This is a genomic window from Schaalia sp. ZJ405, assembly GCF_011038885.2.
Classification (GTDB): Bacteria; Actinomycetota; Actinomycetes; order Actinomycetales; family Actinomycetaceae; genus Pauljensenia.
Window position 1 is genome coordinate 1,540,511 of sequence record NZ_CP064952.1, and the last position, 17,458, is coordinate 1,557,968.

General features: G+C 58.5%; 15 protein-coding genes. 3 read left to right on the top strand and 12 right to left on the bottom strand.

From position 1 onward, the window contains the following. Positions 1-70 precede the first annotated feature (70 nt). Together G7Y41_RS06375 and G7Y41_RS06380 are read right to left on the bottom strand one after the other, a co-directional pair. Complete coding sequence (locus G7Y41_RS06375; protein WP_165316295.1) at positions 71-1,225, bottom strand: D-alanine--D-alanine ligase family protein; 1,155 nt, start codon at positions 1,223-1,225, stop codon at positions 71-73. Positions 1,226-1,235: 10 nt separating this feature from the next. Beyond that, positions 1,236-2,267: an NAD(P)H-dependent glycerol-3-phosphate dehydrogenase gene (locus G7Y41_RS06380; RefSeq protein WP_165316294.1), complete on the bottom strand. Its 1,032-nt coding sequence runs from the start codon at positions 2,265-2,267 to the stop codon at positions 1,236-1,238. Positions 2,268-2,474: 207 nt separating this feature from the next. On the opposite strand from G7Y41_RS06380, the gene G7Y41_RS06385 reads away from it, so the two are divergent. Next, on the top strand, positions 2,475-3,011 hold the full coding sequence (locus G7Y41_RS06385; protein WP_165316293.1) for an AMIN-like domain-containing (lipo)protein: 537 nt from the start codon (positions 2,475-2,477) through the stop codon (positions 3,009-3,011). 91 nt (positions 3,012-3,102) lie between these two features. Here the strand turns inward: G7Y41_RS06385 and G7Y41_RS06390 are convergent, their stop codons facing one another. The 5 genes from G7Y41_RS06390 to leuC form a co-directional block, all read right to left on the bottom strand. Next, positions 3,103-3,888, bottom strand: a complete 786-nt coding sequence (locus tag G7Y41_RS06390) for a lysophospholipid acyltransferase family protein (RefSeq protein WP_165316292.1) — start codon at positions 3,886-3,888, stop codon at positions 3,103-3,105. A gap of 156 nt (positions 3,889-4,044) precedes the next feature. Continuing rightward, on the bottom strand, positions 4,045-5,007 hold the full coding sequence (locus G7Y41_RS06395; protein WP_231367254.1) for a diacylglycerol/lipid kinase family protein: 963 nt from the start codon (positions 5,005-5,007) through the stop codon (positions 4,045-4,047). Further along, on the bottom strand, positions 5,004-6,329 hold the full coding sequence (murA, locus tag G7Y41_RS06400; RefSeq protein ID WP_165215884.1) for a UDP-N-acetylglucosamine 1-carboxyvinyltransferase: 1,326 nt from the start codon (positions 6,327-6,329) through the stop codon (positions 5,004-5,006). The genes G7Y41_RS06395 and murA overlap by 4 nt, the downstream gene beginning before the upstream one ends. A 126-nt stretch (positions 6,330-6,455) precedes the next feature. Then, positions 6,456-7,094: a 3-isopropylmalate dehydratase small subunit gene (gene leuD, locus G7Y41_RS06405; protein WP_165215887.1), complete on the bottom strand. Its 639-nt coding sequence runs from the start codon at positions 7,092-7,094 to the stop codon at positions 6,456-6,458. A gap of 132 nt (positions 7,095-7,226) precedes the next feature. Beyond that, a complete protein-coding gene (gene leuC, locus G7Y41_RS06410) occupies positions 7,227-8,627 on the bottom strand; it encodes a 3-isopropylmalate dehydratase large subunit (RefSeq protein WP_165215890.1) in 1,401 nt (466 codons plus the stop codon). 317 nt (positions 8,628-8,944) lie between these two features. Between leuC and G7Y41_RS06415 the strand changes: the two genes are divergently transcribed. Together G7Y41_RS06415 and G7Y41_RS06420 are read left to right on the top strand one after the other, a co-directional pair. Next, the gene (locus tag G7Y41_RS06415; RefSeq protein ID WP_165215893.1) at positions 8,945-9,679 is read left to right on the top strand and encodes an IclR family transcriptional regulator; all 735 of its coding nucleotides are present in this window, start codon (positions 8,945-8,947) and stop codon (positions 9,677-9,679) included. A gap of 53 nt (positions 9,680-9,732) precedes the next feature. Continuing rightward, positions 9,733-11,103: a DUF418 domain-containing protein gene (locus G7Y41_RS06420; protein WP_165316291.1), complete on the top strand. Its 1,371-nt coding sequence runs from the start codon at positions 9,733-9,735 to the stop codon at positions 11,101-11,103. A gap of 207 nt (positions 11,104-11,310) precedes the next feature. Here G7Y41_RS06420 and leuA read toward each other — a convergent pair whose 3' ends face one another. From leuA to G7Y41_RS06445, 5 genes are all read right to left on the bottom strand, one after another. Beyond that, positions 11,311-13,065, bottom strand: a complete 1,755-nt coding sequence (gene leuA / locus G7Y41_RS06425) for a 2-isopropylmalate synthase (RefSeq protein WP_165215901.1) — start codon at positions 13,063-13,065, stop codon at positions 11,311-11,313. A gap of 247 nt (positions 13,066-13,312) precedes the next feature. After that, the gene (era, locus tag G7Y41_RS06430; RefSeq protein ID WP_165316290.1) at positions 13,313-14,440 is read right to left on the bottom strand and encodes a GTPase Era; all 1,128 of its coding nucleotides are present in this window, start codon (positions 14,438-14,440) and stop codon (positions 13,313-13,315) included. A gap of 5 nt (positions 14,441-14,445) precedes the next feature. After that, complete coding sequence (locus tag G7Y41_RS06435; RefSeq protein ID WP_165316289.1) at positions 14,446-15,783, bottom strand: hemolysin family protein; 1,338 nt, start codon at positions 15,781-15,783, stop codon at positions 14,446-14,448. Further along, on the bottom strand, positions 15,780-16,229 hold the full coding sequence (gene ybeY, locus G7Y41_RS06440; protein WP_165215909.1) for an rRNA maturation RNase YbeY: 450 nt from the start codon (positions 16,227-16,229) through the stop codon (positions 15,780-15,782). The genes G7Y41_RS06435 and ybeY overlap by 4 nt, the downstream gene beginning before the upstream one ends. Beyond that, positions 16,226-17,284, bottom strand: a complete 1,059-nt coding sequence (locus G7Y41_RS06445; RefSeq protein ID WP_165215911.1) for a PhoH family protein — start codon at positions 17,282-17,284, stop codon at positions 16,226-16,228. The genes ybeY and G7Y41_RS06445 overlap by 4 nt, the downstream gene beginning before the upstream one ends. Positions 17,285-17,458 lie beyond the last annotated feature (174 nt).

Genomic DNA, 17,458 nt, shown 5'->3' on the forward strand with positions numbered 1-17,458 from the left:
CGGCACGTGTGGGTACCGATGCTGTCGAGAGGGACTTTTACGGCTATATCACCTTCACAGGACAGTGAACTTAACGCAGACCCTTCGGACGCGCGAGTGCTTCATCGAGGAGTTCACTCAGCAGCGTCGGATAGTCCACGCCTGCAACGGCCCACATCTGCGGATACATCGAGATCGGCGTGAATCCCGGCATCGTGTTGACCTCGTTGATGATGACGTCACCGGATTCGTCGTTGTAGAAGAAATCCACGCGCGCCAAACCTTCACATTCAAGAGCCTCGAAAGCCTCCAACGCCAGTCGGCGAATGCGTTCTTCCGCTTCGGCGGGCAAATTCGCTGGGCAGAGCAACCCCACAGCTTCGGCGTCGACGTATTTGAGTTCGTAGTCGTAGAACTCGCCCTCGGGAACGGTAATCTCCCCCAGCGGTGCCGTTGCTTCACGCCACGTTGGGCGTTCATTTCCTGGACGACCTGCAAGGACACCACATTCGATCTCACGGCCAACGATTCCGGCCTCGACAATGACACGGGGATCGTGATTCTGCGCTTCCTTGATCGCGGTGGGAAGTTCCTCAGCGGAATCGACCTTCGTGATGCCGATGGACGATCCGGCGCGACACGGCTTGACGAAAACAGGAAATCCTAGCGACTCAAGCCGTAAGAGCACACGATCCGCTTCGGTTTCCCACTGACGCCTCGTGACAAGCTCCCACCGGCCCACGTTGATTCCCGCGGAGGCAAGCACCGTCTTCGTCAGGTGCTTATCCATCGAGATTGCCGAGGACGTCACTCCGCACCCCACGTATGCAACGTTTGCCATCTCGAAGAGCCCCTGGATGGTTCCATCTTCTCCGTAGGGTCCGTGAAGCAGAGGAAGCACGACATCTACACGTCCAAGATCGTCGACGCTCACCACACGCGCCTGGGAATCGGCGGGATCCCGATCATAGGTCAACTCCACGAGGGAACCCGCCCCGGGGGTGAGCGCTACGCGAGTCGTTCCGGCATGGATGTGCTGGCCGTGACCGTCACGGAACTCAAAAAGCGTTGGATCGTCATCAACTCGCACCCACTCGCCGTCCTCGGTAATTCCCAGAGGAAGAACATCCCAGCGGGTTCTGTCGATTGCCCTGAGAATCCCTGCGGCCGTTGCACACGAAATCACGTGTTCACTGGAGCGTCCGCCGAAAACAATGAGGACGCGAGGTCGGATCGTGTCAGTCATGAGTATCAGACTAGACCAGTTCGATTTTCCATCCATCCATCTTCTGAGGTCGGGAGAGCAACATCTCCCCCATCTGCTCAATCGTTGCACCGTCATGCACAACCGACGCAACGCACTGTGAGATCGGCATGTCAACACCAAGGGACTCTGCAACCGTGAGAATAGGAACGGCCGTGCGCACCCCCTCGACAACACCCGCAGAGGCTTCGAGTGCTTCCTCCAGGCTCATTCCCGTGCCCAGTCGGTACCCCAGAGAGTAGTTGCGTGAGAGTCGTGACGAACACGTTGCCATGAGGTCACCGATCCCTGCCAGGCCCGCGAATGTCCCCGGGTCTGCGCCCAGTGCCGTCCCCAGCCGCGTCATCTCCGCAAGCCCTCGGGTAATGAGTGTTGCCCGCGTGTTCAGCCCCAACCCCAGACCTTCGGCAGCACCAATGGCCACGGCAATCACGTTTTTCGCTGCACCCGCGATTTCGGCGCCGATCACATCGGTGGTCACGTACGGCCTGAAGTATGAGTTATGGCAGGCGTGAGCAACCTCCACAGCAAGAGCCATATGTGACGAGGCCACAACGGTTGCCGTGGGTTGATGCTCAGCGATTTCACGCGACAGGTTCGGACCCGACAGCACGGCAATTCTCTCCGGCGGTAATTGCCCGGCCTCGGCAATGATCTCATCGACGCGCAAACCCGAATCGAGCTCTAAACCCTTCGCCAGTGACAAGATATTTGCCTCCGGTTCAATGAGATCACGCGCCTGGGTAAGTGTCTGGCGAACCGCGGCAACAGGAACCGCAACAACGACCAGCTGGCATCCGGCAACCGCCTGAGCCATGTCGGCTGTTGCTCGAATCGATGATGACAGTGGAATCCCCGGGAGGTGACGGGTATTTTCACCACGACAGATCTGGTCAACGATCTGCGCGTTTCGCCCCCACATCGACACATCTAAGCCTGCGTCGGCAAGGACCTGTGCGAACGTTGTCCCCCAAGCTCCTGTCCCCAGGACTGCGGCGGACTGGATCGTGTCAGCGTTGCTCATGGCTGGGAGCCTACTAGGATGGGAGAGTCCGTTACGTGATTGGAGTTCGATATGTCCGCCTCCCGCAATTTTTTCCAGAGCCGCTTGCACTTATCGTCAGCGCTTGCGTTCACTGCGCTCACCGCGTCTCTGGCGTTAGCAGGCTGCTCCTCCCCACACGCGCAGACTCCGTCAGCTTCACCAGCCCCTCAGTCGTCCTCCTCGGACATGACCGCACCCCAGTCGGATGCGGCAGACTCATCGCAGAGCGCCCACGAATCCCCGGAGACCAAAGAGGAATCATCGCTGGCTTCCCCCATCAACGGCAACGCCTGGGGTTCGTCATTTACTGCCACAGAACCCACGTACGTTGATGGCTCCCAGTTAGTGTTCCATGACATGCGTGTGGGTGAGCACACGTCGTTCTACCGCGTTGTCATCGAATTTTCCGGTGAAGGTACCCCCGGGGTCCGTCAGTCCTGGTCGCAGCAGCCCGTGGAACAGGGACGAGGACGAGCGCTGCCTGTCGCTGGCACTTCCTGGCTGGATCTGAACATTTCAGGGACTTCCATGCCGATCACCCCCGAGCTTGAAAAGCAGTACTACGCGGGCCCACGCAACGTCACCGTTGGACCGTTGGATGTGCGAGAAGATGGAACCTTCGAGGATCAAACGCACGTTGTCATCGGTATGGATTCTTCCCGCGATTTCCAGATCGGATTCCTCTCCAATCCGACGCGCGTCGTCATTGACGTGAAGAAGTAGGAGGCACCTGGGCGAAGAAAGTCCCGGTCCCTGCGGCACGGTGTAGGGCGGATCGCTGGCTCCTCAAGCTGCGCTCAAAAGCCCGAGTTTCTTAGGCGCGTTGGCCTTTCTTGGCTTTCTTTGCTTTCTTGGCTTTCTTTGCCCTCATTGCCTGCTCGTATGTCCACCACGGACCCGCCTGAGTCTGAGGCTCCCACATGTGTTCCGGGGCCTGCTCACCGCGCAGCTGGGCGACGCCGCGCATGACCGCCTCCTGCAACCTCCTCGTTGCCTCTGCGACGGCAGCGCGGTCACCGGAGCCCTCGGGGGAATACAGGTCACTGAGGTCGATCGGAGGAAGAAATAAAAAGCGCACTTTCCTTCCCCATCTCAGATCAAGTTTCATTTCGTATTGCGGCAGAATCTCCTGCGCACCCCACTGCGCGGCAACGACAACCGGTACGCGCGTGTCAAGGGCGAGGCGAGCCGCTCCCGTCTTAAATTCCATTGGCCACAGTCGAGGATCACGCGTCAGTGTTCCTTCGGGATAGATCCCCACAACCTCACCGCTGGTGAGCGCCTGACGAGTCGGTTCAAGGGCAGCCGCCGGAGCGACCTCCCGATCCACGGGAATTAAACCCATTCCCTTGAAAATCCACCCGAAGAACGGCACAGAAAACATTGACTTCTTCGCCATGAAACGCACCGCCGTATCACGCTTCATGAAATACCAGCACAGGCATAGCGGATCGACCTCCGAGAGGTGATTCGACACCAGGAGAAAGCCCCCATCGGTGGGGAGATTCTCTTCGCCTGTCGTCTCATAGGTGATCCACGGCGACATGATCGGCGTGAGGACCGCACGGGAGAAACGATAAAAACCTGTTACTGGGCTCATGGAAAATCATGCTAGTCGGATGTTTCCGTCAGCGGATCCCTCACTCCCCATGCGGACGCGACGGCTCGATTCTTCCGTTCTGGTTACAGCCCTCATGCCAGACGAGGACGTCGATGCACCAATCCCCCGGCTCCCACACCTGATTGTGTGGCCCGGTTAGACGAGGACGTCAACGACGTGCGGCGCGGCTTCTACAGTAAAAGGTGCGGTCGCTACTCTGTCACCGTCAGCCATTGCGACGATTCCGTGGGCTTCAAGGAATTCCACGTGAGAGACTCGCGTGACCGTGAGGATGGACTCGTCAACACCTGTCCGGACAGCAACGGCTTTCGCAAGATAGGGAATGGCCCTGCTCAGCGGCATATCTCCCACGTGACACAGCTCGATGTGACCATCATGCGGATCTGAGTCGGCCGTCAAACGCACTCCGCCGCCAAAACACCCCGAATTCGACACGGACGCGATCCACCCGGATAGATCACGTTGCACACCGTCAACGCGGGCACGAATCCGGGTTGGCTTGTAGGAGCGAAGCGCAGAAAAAGCCCCGTAGCCGTACGCCAGAGGACCGGCGTTAATCGAAGACTCATTCGCAATGAGGTTCGCCGTTGCGTCGAGGCCGAGGGAGACGATCCCCAGAACAAGCTGCGACTCTCCGTTTCCATCATCGACCCACATGCCATCGAGGGGTCGGATACGCGCATGGAAGTCGCCGGCCTCGTCCTCGTCAATGATGACGCCGAAGGGCGCGAGGGAGCGGGCACGAGCCAACGGATCAACCCCGATACCTAGCGAGCGGCACAGGTCGTTGCCCCGCCCACCGGGAATCGGAACGAACAGTTTCCCCGAATCGTGGCAGCCTCGCGCAACCGCAGCAAGGTAGCCGTCACCACCAATCGCAGCGACAACGTTTTCGCGGACATGCGCCGCAATGGACCGTGGATCCTCGCTGACGGTTGTCACCGTTGCGGCAACTTTCCACCCGCCCGTATTGAGAATCCGTGCGACCTGCGGAGCGACCTTGACTGAGCGCCCCGCCGCCGACATGGAGGAAACAAGAATGTGGAGCGAACGACGAGAAGGCATCGCGGGTACCTGAGCGCTAGATGGTGAAGTCACTGATCAACGTACTTTACTCGTGCATCCAATTGATGCAGTTTCCTGGTGAAGTGCTCGTATCCCCGAGAAATCACGTCAATCCCGGACACCTTCGACGTACCCGACGCAGCGAGCGCAGCAATGAGGTGAGAGAAACCGCCACGCAGATCGGGGACGGTGATGTCCGCGGCTTCAAGAGGAGTCGGACCCGAAATGACGGCCGAGTGGAAGAAGTTGCGTTGACCGAAACGGCACGGCGTCCCGCCGAGACACTCGCGATACACCTGGATGTTTGCACCCATTTGACGCAGCGCCTGAGTGAAACCAAAGCGATTCTCGTACACCGTTTCGTGAACGATCGACAGGCCCTGCGCCTGAGTCAACGCGATGACGAGGGGCTGCTGCCAGTCCGTCATAAATCCAGGGTGGACGGCGGTTTCCAAGGCGATTGATTTCAGTTGCCCGCCCGGGTGATAGAAGCGAATTCCCTCGGCATCAATGTCGAAGGCTCCGCCGACTTTGCGGTATGTGTTGAGGAAGGTCGTCATGTCGGGCTGGTGTGCGCCCAAGACGTAAATGTCTCCCCTGGTTGCCAGTGCCGCCGCACCCCAGGAGGCCGCTTCGATACGATCAGGAAGCGCCACATGATTGAAACCTGAAAGTTTTTCCACGCCTTCGATCCGGATTGTCCGGTCGGTGTCCACGGAAATGATCGCCCCCATTTTCTGGAGAACATTGATCAGATCCATAATTTCCGGTTCAATCGCAGCCCCGGACAAAATCGTGATTCCATCGGCACGAACAGCGGTGAGAAGAGTTTGCTCGGTTGCACCAACCGACGGGAACGGAAGCTCAATGACGGCACCGCGAAGACCCTCCGCCGGCTTCGTGATGTGAATACCGTCGGGTCTCTTATCAACAACGGCACCGAAGTTCCGCAGTGTTTCCAAGTGGAAATCAATCGGACGCCCGCCGATGTTGCAGCCGCCGAGTTCGGGAATAAACGCCTCACCTAGCTGATGAAGCAACGGTCCGCAGAAAAGAATCGGAATACGTGAGGCCCCGCCCAGGGAATCAATGTCAGAGCGTGAAGCAACCTTGACGTTACGCGGATCCAAGGTCATCGTTCCGCGGTTCTGGTCGAAGTCGATGACGACTCCGTGGAGGTCAAGCAGATCCGACACCACGTCGACATCGCGGATCAGCGGAACATTCCCCAACTTCGACGGGGAATCACCCAGCAGCGAAGCAACCATTGCTTTGGGAACAAAGTTCTTCGCACCACGCACGGTGATTGAACCATGAAGGGGATGTCCCCCCTCAACTTGTAGCACGGAATTCATTGTTGTCGGGCTCCCAGTTGCATCGCTACCACTGACCTAGATTGCCCACTCTAAAACAGGAATGACCTGCCGGGCGTATGAAGCTCCGTCTATTCCCCCACATCACGTGGGGGCGCCACGGCAAACCTAGGCGCGAGGACGCGCTGGCTCAATGTGTTCCTTCGGCAAAGTCTTCGCCGGCAAGGTTCGCGGCTTAAAGGACGGGCGATTTTCCTCATAGTCACTGATGGCATCGCTCTCGCGCAGCGTCAACGCAATGTCGTCAAGTCCCTCCATGAGGCACCAACGCACGTAGTCATCAATCTGGAAAGTGCACTGAACCGGTCCGGCTTTCACCGTGCGTTCCTCAAGCGAAACCGTGACTTCTGTGCCCGGTTCGGATTCAAGAACTTTCCACAGGGATTCGCAGTCTTCCTGCGAGATCACGCCGGCAACCAGTCCCTGTTTTCCGGCGTTTCCTCGGAAAATATCGGCGAACTTCGGCGCTAAGACAACCTTGAAGCCATAGTCTTTAAGAGCCCACACCGCGTGTTCACGCGACGAACCCGTACCGAAATCCGGGCCCGCCACCAGAACCGAACCCGAGGCATACGATGCCTGGTTGAGAACAAAGCTCGGGTCGCTCCGCCAGGCAGCAAAGAGGGCATCATCGAATCCCGTGCGGGTGATCCGCTTGAGATACACCGCAGGGATGATCTGATCAGTGTCAACGTTTGAGCGACGCAGTGGAACGCCAATTCCCGTGTGAGTCGTGAACTTCTCCATGACAAATAACTCTTTTCCGATTGTTTTGATGCGGCACGAATGATGCGTGAGAGCAGATTGCCGAGGACGACCCGGGCCCGCACACGTCAATAAGGAGGCGGCGTGGGCTCGTCCTCGTCCCCTGATATTTCCTTAGAGGTCAGCGGGACTCGACAGGGTTCCTCGAACGGCGGTTGCAGCGGCGACCAGCGGAGACACGAGGTGAGTGCGTCCCCCCTTGCCCTGACGCCCCTCAAAGTTCCGGTTCGAGGTCGAGGCCGAGCGCTCCCCCGGAGCCAATTTGTCCGGATTCATTGCCAGACACATCGAGCAGCCCGCGTTGCGCCACTCAGCACCGAAGTCCTTGAAAATTTGGTCGAGGCCCTCCGCCTCGGCCTGAAGACGGACACGGGCAGAACCTGGGACAACGAGCATCCGCACTCCCTCGGCCTTGTGACGACCCTGAACAACCGCAGCGGCAGCGCGCAGATCCTCAATGCGACCGTTCGTGCACGACCCCAGGAAAACGGTGTCAACCTTGATGTCACGCATCTTCGTGCCAGCTTCGAGCCCCATGTATTCGAGGGCTTTCTCCGCGGCTGCACGCTTCGTGTCATCTCCGAAATCTTCAGGATTCGGAACCGTCGCGGACAAAGGCACGCCCTGCCCGGGGTTGGTTCCCCAGGTGACGAAAGGTTCGATATCGGCAGCTTCGAGAATCACTTCGTTGTCGAACACAGCATCATCGTCGGAACGCAGCGTTTTCCAATACTCCACGGCACGGTCCCAGTCCTCGCCCTCGGGGGCATGCGGACGACCCTTGATGTAGTCAAATGTTGTTTCGTCAGGGGCAACCATCCCCGCGCGGGCACCCGCTTCGATCGACATGTTGCAGATCGTCATCCGCCCTTCCATCGACAGCTCACGGATAGCCTGCCCACGATATTCGAGGACGTATCCCTGTCCACCGCCCGTACCGATCTTCGCGATCACCGCAAGGATGATGTCCTTCGCCGTTGAACCCGCAGGCAGAGAACCGTTGACCGTGACCGCCATCGTCTTAAATGGCGCAAGAGGAAGAGTCTGGGTGGCCAGTACGTGTTCGACCTGGCTTGTGCCAATTCCGAACGCAAGAGCACCGAACGCGCCGTGAGTCGACGTATGGGAGTCACCGCACACGATCGTCATTCCCGGCTGAGTCAACCCCAACTGAGGGCCAACAACGTGAACGATTCCCTGGTCAGCGTCACCAAGCGAATGGATGCGCACGCCGAATTCTTCGGCGTTCTTGCGCAGCGTCTGAATTTGGAGTCGGCTGGTTTCGTCCGCGATCGGCAGATCAATGTCGAGGGTGGGCGTGTTGTGATCCTCGGTGGCCAGCGTCAAGTCCGGGCGACGTACCTTGCGTCCAGCCAGGCGGAGGCCCTCGAATGCCTGCGGGCTTGTGACTTCGTGGACGAGGTGGAGGTCAATGTAGAGGAGGTCCGGAGCGCCACCTTTCCCCTTTGTGACAATGTGGTCGCGCCACACCTTCTCGGCCAGCGTGCCGGTCATGGTTTCTCCTTAACTTTTCAGCCGCTCGTTATTCCTACTATTGGATGATGTGGTGTGCGTCATCTTCGCGGGCGAAGTTGCGGTCTTCGTCGAATACGGCCGCGGCAATGTGACGCAGTCGTTGATGATCTGCATCTTTCCCCAGGGATGTCACCACGCATCCATCAAATACGCAATTCAACGAAGGTTGAGCAACTTCCCCTGTGAGCGGCCAAGAAGATTGAGACGCACCGTCTCACCCATTGACTCATTCATATTCGACCTGTTTCACCATGCGAAGACTTGCTATCTCATAGGCTGAGATGCACAATATGTTCATGGATGAGTCGACATCAAGTGGAGTCGGAGTTCTCGACAAGGCCGCATTGGTGCTCAGCGCCCTCGAAGCCGGCCCAGCCACCCTCGCCCAGCTCGTGTCCTCAACTGGTCTTGCGCGCCCAACAGCCCACCGTCTTGCCGTTGCACTTGAATATCACCGCATGGTGACCCGTGATATGCAGGGCCGCTTCGTCCTCGGACCCCGCCTTCAAGAGCTGTCATCAGCCGCTGGCGAAGATCGGCTTCTGGCCGCATCCATGCCGGTCCTCCAAGCTCTGCGCGACCACACGAAAGAGTCCTCTCAGCTATTCCGCCGCCAAGGCGACTACCGAGTCTGCGTCTCCGCCTCGGAACGTGAAATGGGACTCAGAGACTCCATCCCCGTTGGGGCAGCGCTGTCAATGAGCGCGGGCTCAGCCGCCCAAGTTCTTCTGGCCTGGGAAGAGCCTGACCGTCTCCATCGCGGACTCTACGGTGCATCTTTCAACGCCACCACCCTGTCGCAGGTCCGTCGCCGCGGATGGGCTCAATCCGTTGGGGAACGCGAACCCGGTGTTGCCTCCGTATCTGCCCCCGTGCGCGGCCCCTCCGGACGTGTCCTTGCCGCCCTGTCAATTTCAGGTCCGATTGAGCGCATGGGGCGACAGCCTGGACGCCAACACGGGCCTTCCGTCGTCGCAGCGGCTAACCGGCTCTCCGACTTCCTCCGCAGCGTCGACGACGTTGAAAACTAAGGATCCGCGATTCGCCACTGTCGCATCACTCGCTGATCACCTAGGGTTGAATCATGGATTCATCAGCCAAAACGGTGCCCGATCACCAAGATATGACGCGCCAGTCTTCCACGTCTTTCACCGGGCGCGGCTCAACACGCTACCCAGCACCCGATGTGGCCCGCGGAGCTATGCTCATGCTCATCGCGGTGGCAAACGTTCCGTTCTGGTTGAAGCTGTTCCCCAACACTCCGGAATCAACCACTGTTGATCAGTGGTGGGTCTTTCTGCGAGCACTCCTCATTGACCATCGCATCTACCCGCTCTTCTCCCTCCTGTTCGGTTTCGGCCTGATGTTCATGCTCAGGCGACGCACTGACGCTCACGTGTCCAAGCGGACCGAAGAACTCGACCGCAACGCCCCGGGGATGACACCGGAAGCACGCGCCTCGTGGATCGCTGGTTTCACGAGCGAAGCTATGGATGATTCACGCAAACTCATTCGCCGGCGCGGCTGGTGGATGCTGCTTTTTGGCCTGGTTCACAGCCTCATTTTCTTCGGAGACATCATCGGCACCTACGGTCTGGTCGCCGCGATATTCGCCGGTACCATCGTTCAGCGCCGATGGCGCCTCATGACGGGAGTAAGCATCGGCATCGTCCTCGTCTCCTGTGCGCTCTTTATCAGCCAGGAATTTGCGGTCAGCGCTCTAGGGAAATCCGTCGACAACCTCAATACACTCACGTCGCTATCCTGGATGATCTCCCCCTGGTTCCCACTATTGAGCGTCGGCATGTGGGTGATCGGCACGCTTTCAACGCTCGCGTTTTCAATGGTGATCCCAGCGGTCTTCATTGGCGTCAAAGTCGGTGAAACAACGCTACTGACGCACCCGGAGAATCACCGGCGTTTCCTCTTCAGCGCAGCGGTCGGCGGATTGACCCTGGGAATGCTCGGCGGGCTCCCCCACGCACTCACAGAAGCCGGGTTCCTCTCAGCTGAGCCGTTCATTGGGGCAATGTTCCTTCACGAATTCTCCGGGATCGCCGGGGCGATCGGATGGCTTGCACTTTTCGCGTTACTGGCAGGTCCGGCCTCGCGCGCACTGTCTGGATGGCGCCAAGCGCTCAGCGCCGTGGGACGTCGCTCGATGACCGCATATGTTGGCCAAACAGTATGCTTCGCCGTGATTTTCGCGATCGCGGGAGCTGCGGGCGCACGCGGCATCAGTCAGGTAGTGGGCGCGGTCATCGGTGTGTCCGTGTGGGTCCTCATTCTTCTGGCGTGCGTCGTTATGGATGGACGAGGACGACGCCGCGGCCCACTTGAGGTTCTTCTTCGGTCGGCGGTGGCACGATCGGCCTCGGCCACTGTGTTACCACCGATTCCACGCACGGTGAGTTCCCAGGAATCGGAAGAGGGCAGCAGCATTCCTTCCCTGTAGTTGATGTCCTGTGCTGGCTCGGCTGAACATGTCGGGTCGAGGCGGCAACGAGCATCACAGGCCTCACAATCACATGCATGACGGAGCCCCGCATCTTCACCGATGCGGGGCTCCTGATGGCTTCCCCAAGACCGCGTGGCCTCACAACTCAACTGTCGCGACGAATGCCGTCACACGCTCCTCTTGAGTTCACGCACACCCAACCGATTACCGCAGCGCGCGATTAACCGCCGAGATCACAGCCTTGTAGGACGCAGATGTAATCGATGAGTCGATTCCCACGCCCCAGACGATCTTCCCTTCAATCGCAGCCTCAACATATGCTGCCGCCTTCGCCTCACGTCCCTGGCTCATCGCGTGCTCTGAGTAGTCCAGCACCCGCACGTCGATGTCGAACTCATGGAGAGCGACAACAAAGGCGTCAAGTGGGCCGGAGCCGTGAGAGTGGATACTCACGTCTTGGCCAGAGTCAGTGATCACGGCGTCAAGTTCCACTTCACCCGATGTCTGCGTTGACACCCGAGACGATCCCAGAGCAAAGCGTCCCCACGCCGGCAGATCCGCTACCAAATCGTTGGGCAGATACTCATCAGCGAAGATTTTCCACAGCAGATCCGCGTTGATTTCTCCGCCATAGGTGTCCGTGTGACGCTGAACGATCCGTGAAAATTCTACTTGGAGGCGGCGAGGCAACTCAAGGTTATGCGACGTTGACATCAGGTAGGCAACCCCGCCCTTGCCGGACTGAGAATTCACGCGGACCACAGCTTCGTAGGATCGGCCCACGTCGTGCGGATCAATTGGCAGGTAGGGCAATTCCCAGATGACCGCGTCCTCGTTCCCCCCTGCGGCGGCAACGCGTTTCTTGCGGGCAGAGAATCCCTTCTTAATGGCATCCTGATGGGAACCGGAGAACGACGTGTAGACGAGGTCACCAACGTAGGGTGCCCGAGGTGATGTCTCCATGTTCGTGCAGTATTCAACCGTCCGACGGATGTCGTCCACGTTGGAAAAGTCGATGCCCGGATCAATTCCCTGGCTAAAGAGGTTCAGCCCCAAGGTGACGAGGTCGACGTTGCCGGTCCTCTCCCCCTGGCCCAACAGACACCCCTCGACACGATCAGCACCCGCAAGGATCGCCAATTCAGCAGAGGCCACACCCGTGCCACGATCATTATGCGGGTGAACCGAAATGGCGATATGTTCCCTGCGCGAGAGGTTACGCGACATGAACTCAATCTGATCAGCGTAAACATTCGGAGTTGCGCGTTCAACGGTCGATGGCAGGTTCAGAATGATTTCACGGTCATCATCGGGCTGCCAGATGTCCATGACGGCCTCGCAGATTTCCAGCGCAAAATCCAATTCCGTATCAACAAAGATCTCCGGCGAATACTCAAAACCAAAGATCGTGTCCTCATTCAGACGTTTCTCTGCCTGAGCAATCACCTCACGTGTCCCCGCGACAGCCAGATCAACCGTTGCCGCGCGATCCGCACCGAACACAATGTCGCGGAATACCGGAGCAGTCGCGTTGTAGAGGTGAACGGTTGCTCGCGGGAACCCCACAAGGGCTTCGACTGTGCGTTCAATAATTTCAGGACGAGACTGCGTGAGAACAGAGATCGTCACGTCCTCGGGGACGGCGTTGTCTTCGACGAGAGAGCGAACAAAGTCGAAGTCCGTCTGTGATGCCGCGGGGAAACCAATTTCGATTTCCTTGTATCCCAGACCAACAAGGAGGTCGAACATTTTGCGTTTACGCACCGGGTCCATTGGCTCAATGAGCGCCTGGTTTCCATCGCGCAGATCCGTGGACATCCACCGAGGAGCATGGGTGATCCTCTTCGATGGCCACTGGCGATCGGGGAGGTCAACAGGGTTGGTGTCGAGGAATGCCCGGTATTTGGCGATCGGCATTCCAGAATCGTGCGCTTGGGGGACTTGCGAGGTGGTCTTCATGGTCAGTCGTCTTCTTTCCTTAGCCGCTGGGCGCGCGAGCGATCCTTAAAAATATTAGGAAGGATCATCACGAACGAGCCCCGAAGTTCAGCGGGCCGGATACGACTTCAGCCGCGACGAGGTTCCGGCCCTCAATCAGGCCTCGTCGCGGCGAAGAAGCAGAAGCTGCACGTTGCGCATGACCTTCACCCTAGGCAGACTCACCACGTCATGCTGAACGAATCACCATGTGGACAGGTCAAGGCCCCTAGAAGCCCAACCGGCCAAGCATCTTCGGATCCGACTGCCAGTCCTTCGCCGTGCGCACATGTAAATCAAGGAAAATCCGGCGACCAAGCAACCGTTCAATCTGCTCACGAGACTTCGTTCCAATGTCTTTGAGTCGTGCTCCGCGTTTGCCAATGATGATGGCTTTCTGAGAATCACGTTCCACATACACATTGACGTGAACGTCCAGCAAAGGCTCACGAGTGTCTCCATCGCGACGCGGACGTTCAATGATCTCCTCAACCTGAACGGCCAAGGAATGTGGGAGTTCATCACGCACCCCCTCAAGTGCGGCCTCGCGAATAAATTCCGCAATCAGAGTGTCCCGAGATTCATCGGTGACATCACCGTCCGGGTAGAGCGGCGGTGAGAGGGGAACATGATCAATGAGAACCTGAGTGAGAATGTCGATCCCCTCCCCCGCAAGGGCTGACACGGGAACAATGGCCGCAAAGTCACCGAGCTCATCAATGGACAGCAGATGCTTCATCAGGCGTTCACGGGACACTAAATCAGCCTTCGTGGCAACCGCAACAATCGGTCGGCGAATCTCACGCAGTTCACGCGCAATAAAGCGATCACCCGGACCGATCCGCTGGTCGGCGGGCAGACAGAACACGATGCAGTCGACCTCGGCAAGAGCCTCACGCACCATGTCGTTCAGGCGCTTGCCCAGCAGCGTTCGCGGACGGTGATATCCGGGAGTATCAACGAGGACGAGCTGGGATTTTTCACCGTGAACAATCCCGCGGATGTTATGCCGCGTAGTTTCTGGACGCCCCGAAGTGATCGCAATTTTCTGCCCGACCAGAGCGTTCGTCAGCGTTGACTTCCCTACGTTGGGGCGGCCAACGATCGAGACGAATCCCGCGCGGAAATCGTCGGGGAAGTCAGGCATCATCAGACCCTCGCCCGCGTTCGTTTCCTCGCGTAGGCCCTTGAGGTCCCCAAGCCGCTCAAAAGCTTCAAGGTCTGAGTCGTCTTCGTCTTCAAGTCCGTCGAACTCGTCGTCAATCTCGTTGACCTCGACGTCCTCGACCTCGTTGATTTCGTTGTCCTCTAATGCGTTTGGCCCCGCCATCAGCTCGTCATCCGAAGGAAAATGCATTCCACCTACTCCTCACCCTGCGGCTCAAGAGAAACCTGAGCCTCGTCCTCGTCAATTGAATCGGAAACCAACGAACACACGATGGTTCCAACCTGACGGCGACGCCCGCGCGCCTCCTCCGCCACCATGTGCACCCCTTCAGCCTCACCCTGGGCCCCCGGAAGAGGAACTCTCCCGAGAGCCTTGGCGAGCAATCCTCCCACGGAATCCACATCGTCATCCTCAAGTTCCATTCCCAGGAGATCTCCCAGTTCGGAGATCGGGAAACGCGCGGGAACACGCCACATTCCCGGCTCAATTTCCTCCGGTTCAACGACGTGACGATCATGTTCATCCGTCACCTCGCCAACGACTTCCTCGATGATGTCTTCCAAAGTCACGAGGCCGGCCACGCCTCCGTACTCGTCAATAACGATCGCCATGTGGAAACTGTCGTTTTGCATCTGGCGAAGCAGATCATCAGCTGGCTTCATTTCGACGGTGAACTCCGCGGGACGCATCATCTGCTCGGCTGTCTGATCCATGTCCGGACCGTAGGATTCCAAACGCCGGACAAGATCCTTGAAGTACAGGATCCCGCGGATGTCATCGACGTCGTCACCGACAACGGGAACCCGAGAAAACCCGGAACGCACAAAAAGACGCAAGGCTTTTCGGGCGGGAAGATCGGCATGCGCAGACACCATGTCTGTTCGCGGCACCATCACCTCACGGACAAGCGTGTGCCCGAGGTCGAGGACGGAACGAAGCATCTCGCGGTCCTCGTCCTCGAAACCCTCAGTTTCACCCACCTGATCCACCATTTCACGCAGGTCTTCCGTGATTTCCGCACGGGCCTCCGCCTCCGTCTGTGTGGATTGAGGGAGCCTGCCCCTGACCCGAAGAACCAGGGGGTCCAGGACGCGCGACAGCGAAACCAGGTGAGCTGTGGATCGCGCACCCGCCAAGGCCACACCGTCGGGATTACGTGAGCCGATGCGCGCTGCCAGCAAAGACACACAGAAGAACTGCATGATCGTCACTGCGATCAGGGCGATACATCCACTCACCCACCACGGCAACGGAATGCGGACAACAACCAGAGTCACTAACACTGTGAACACTGCCTGCCAGAAAGTACGGAACCCCCGAAGAACCAGGTAGGTGCGGCGTCGATCCTCGATCAGGCCGTGAAGGACATCCCCGTGGCGACGTCCCTCTTCAACGAGGTCGTCAACTGCGGCCAATGAGAGACGCTGACATGCCTGGTCAATTGCCTGGAGACCCGCCGACCACGCCAATGCAAACGCGGCAATGACCAGCAGTCCGATGACCTGCGCCGTTGACAGAGACGATGCCGTCATCGCGATGCCAGGAATGTCAACAGGAGCTGACGTTGCAGCGCGAACATCACGGCGCGTTCTTCCTCTTCCGCATGGTCATACCCCAGAAGGTGGAGGATCCCATGCGTTGTCAGGAGAAGCATTTCGTCAACAATTGAATGTCCGGCATCAATGGCCTGTTTCTGCGCAACCTGCGGGCAGATGCAGATGTCACCCAAGGTTCCTGATTCCGTGGGGTGATCAGGTGTTCCGGGACGCAGCTCGTCCATAGGGAAACTCATCACATCCGTTGGCCCCGGCAAGTCAAGCCAACGCACGTGGAGATCTTCCATCGGTTCGGGATCAATGAAGAGGATATTGAGTTCAACATCTGTTGCCACATGCATCGCGTTGAGGACGTATTCCGCGAGCGCCGCGAACTCTTCGCCGTCAATGTCAAAGTCTGTTTCGTTGATGACCTCGGTCATGAGCCCTCCTGGGAACGAGACACGTGTACACGAGATGACCGCACATCGCGGGGGCGCGGCGACCGGGAACGGAGTGTCCGCGTTGCCCGGCGTTGTGCGTTGCGGGCATCCCACCTGGAATAGGCGTCGATGATGTCACCAACGATCTGGTGACGAACAACGTCGGCGCTGGTGAGGTAGCAGAATTCCACGCCGTCCACGTCATCGAGGATATCGTGAACCACAGCGAGGCCTGACTGTTGGGCACCGGGGAGATCAACCTGCGAGATATCACCCGTGACAACGATCTGGGAGTTGAATCCCAGGCGGGTGAGGAACATTTTCATCTGATTGGTGGTCGTATTTTGTGCCTCATCGAGCACAATGAATGAATCGTTGAGAGTTCTCCCGCGCATGTACGCCAGGGGCGCTACTTCAATTGTTCCCGCGGCCATCAGTTTTGGCAGCGCCTCGGCATCCAACATGTCGCGCAGAGCATCGTAGAGGGGACGCAGATACGGGTCGATCTTGTCGGTGAGTGTTCCTGGGAGGAAGCCGAGGCTTTCGCCGGCCTCAACCGCCGGACGTGTCAGGACAATGCGTCGGACCTGGCCTGACAGTAGTCGCTGAACCGCAAGTGCCATCGCGAGGTAGGTTTTCCCTGTGCCAGCTGGTCCGATACCAAAGACAATCGTTGAACGATCAATCGCTTCCGCATAGGCCTTCTGTCCGGGTGTTTTTGGCCGAATGGATCGGCCGCGGACGCTGAGGATCTCTTCGCTGGGAGCCAGACCATCGTGAGTGGAGGTCAGCAGCGTAATCGCGTGCTCAACCGCAGGAGCGTCCAGTGCTTTTCCGTTCTTGGCTAAGGACACCAGTTCTCGCACGAGTTGCGCGGTGACATCCACGTCCGCGTGATCGCCTCTCAGGTGAATGTCTCGTCCAATCGCATGGACATCCACGCGGGGGAAGCCTTTGTCGATTGCGCGGAGAATCTGGTCCTGGGGGCCGAGAACCATGATCGGGTCGATATCTGCCGGAATCGACACGATAGTCGGAATTGTCGGGTCACTCATGCGTCGCGACTACACGCTCCTTCACTGAAAACAGCCGATGATCGTTGATGACGCAAGTCTAACCCTCGCCCCGTGGCCCTACCACTGTCCGGAGTGAAACCTGACGATCCCTCGCCCCCCTCGATTGAGTCTCTTCGTAGAATGGGGGGAGCGTCGTCCTCGTCAATGAACACC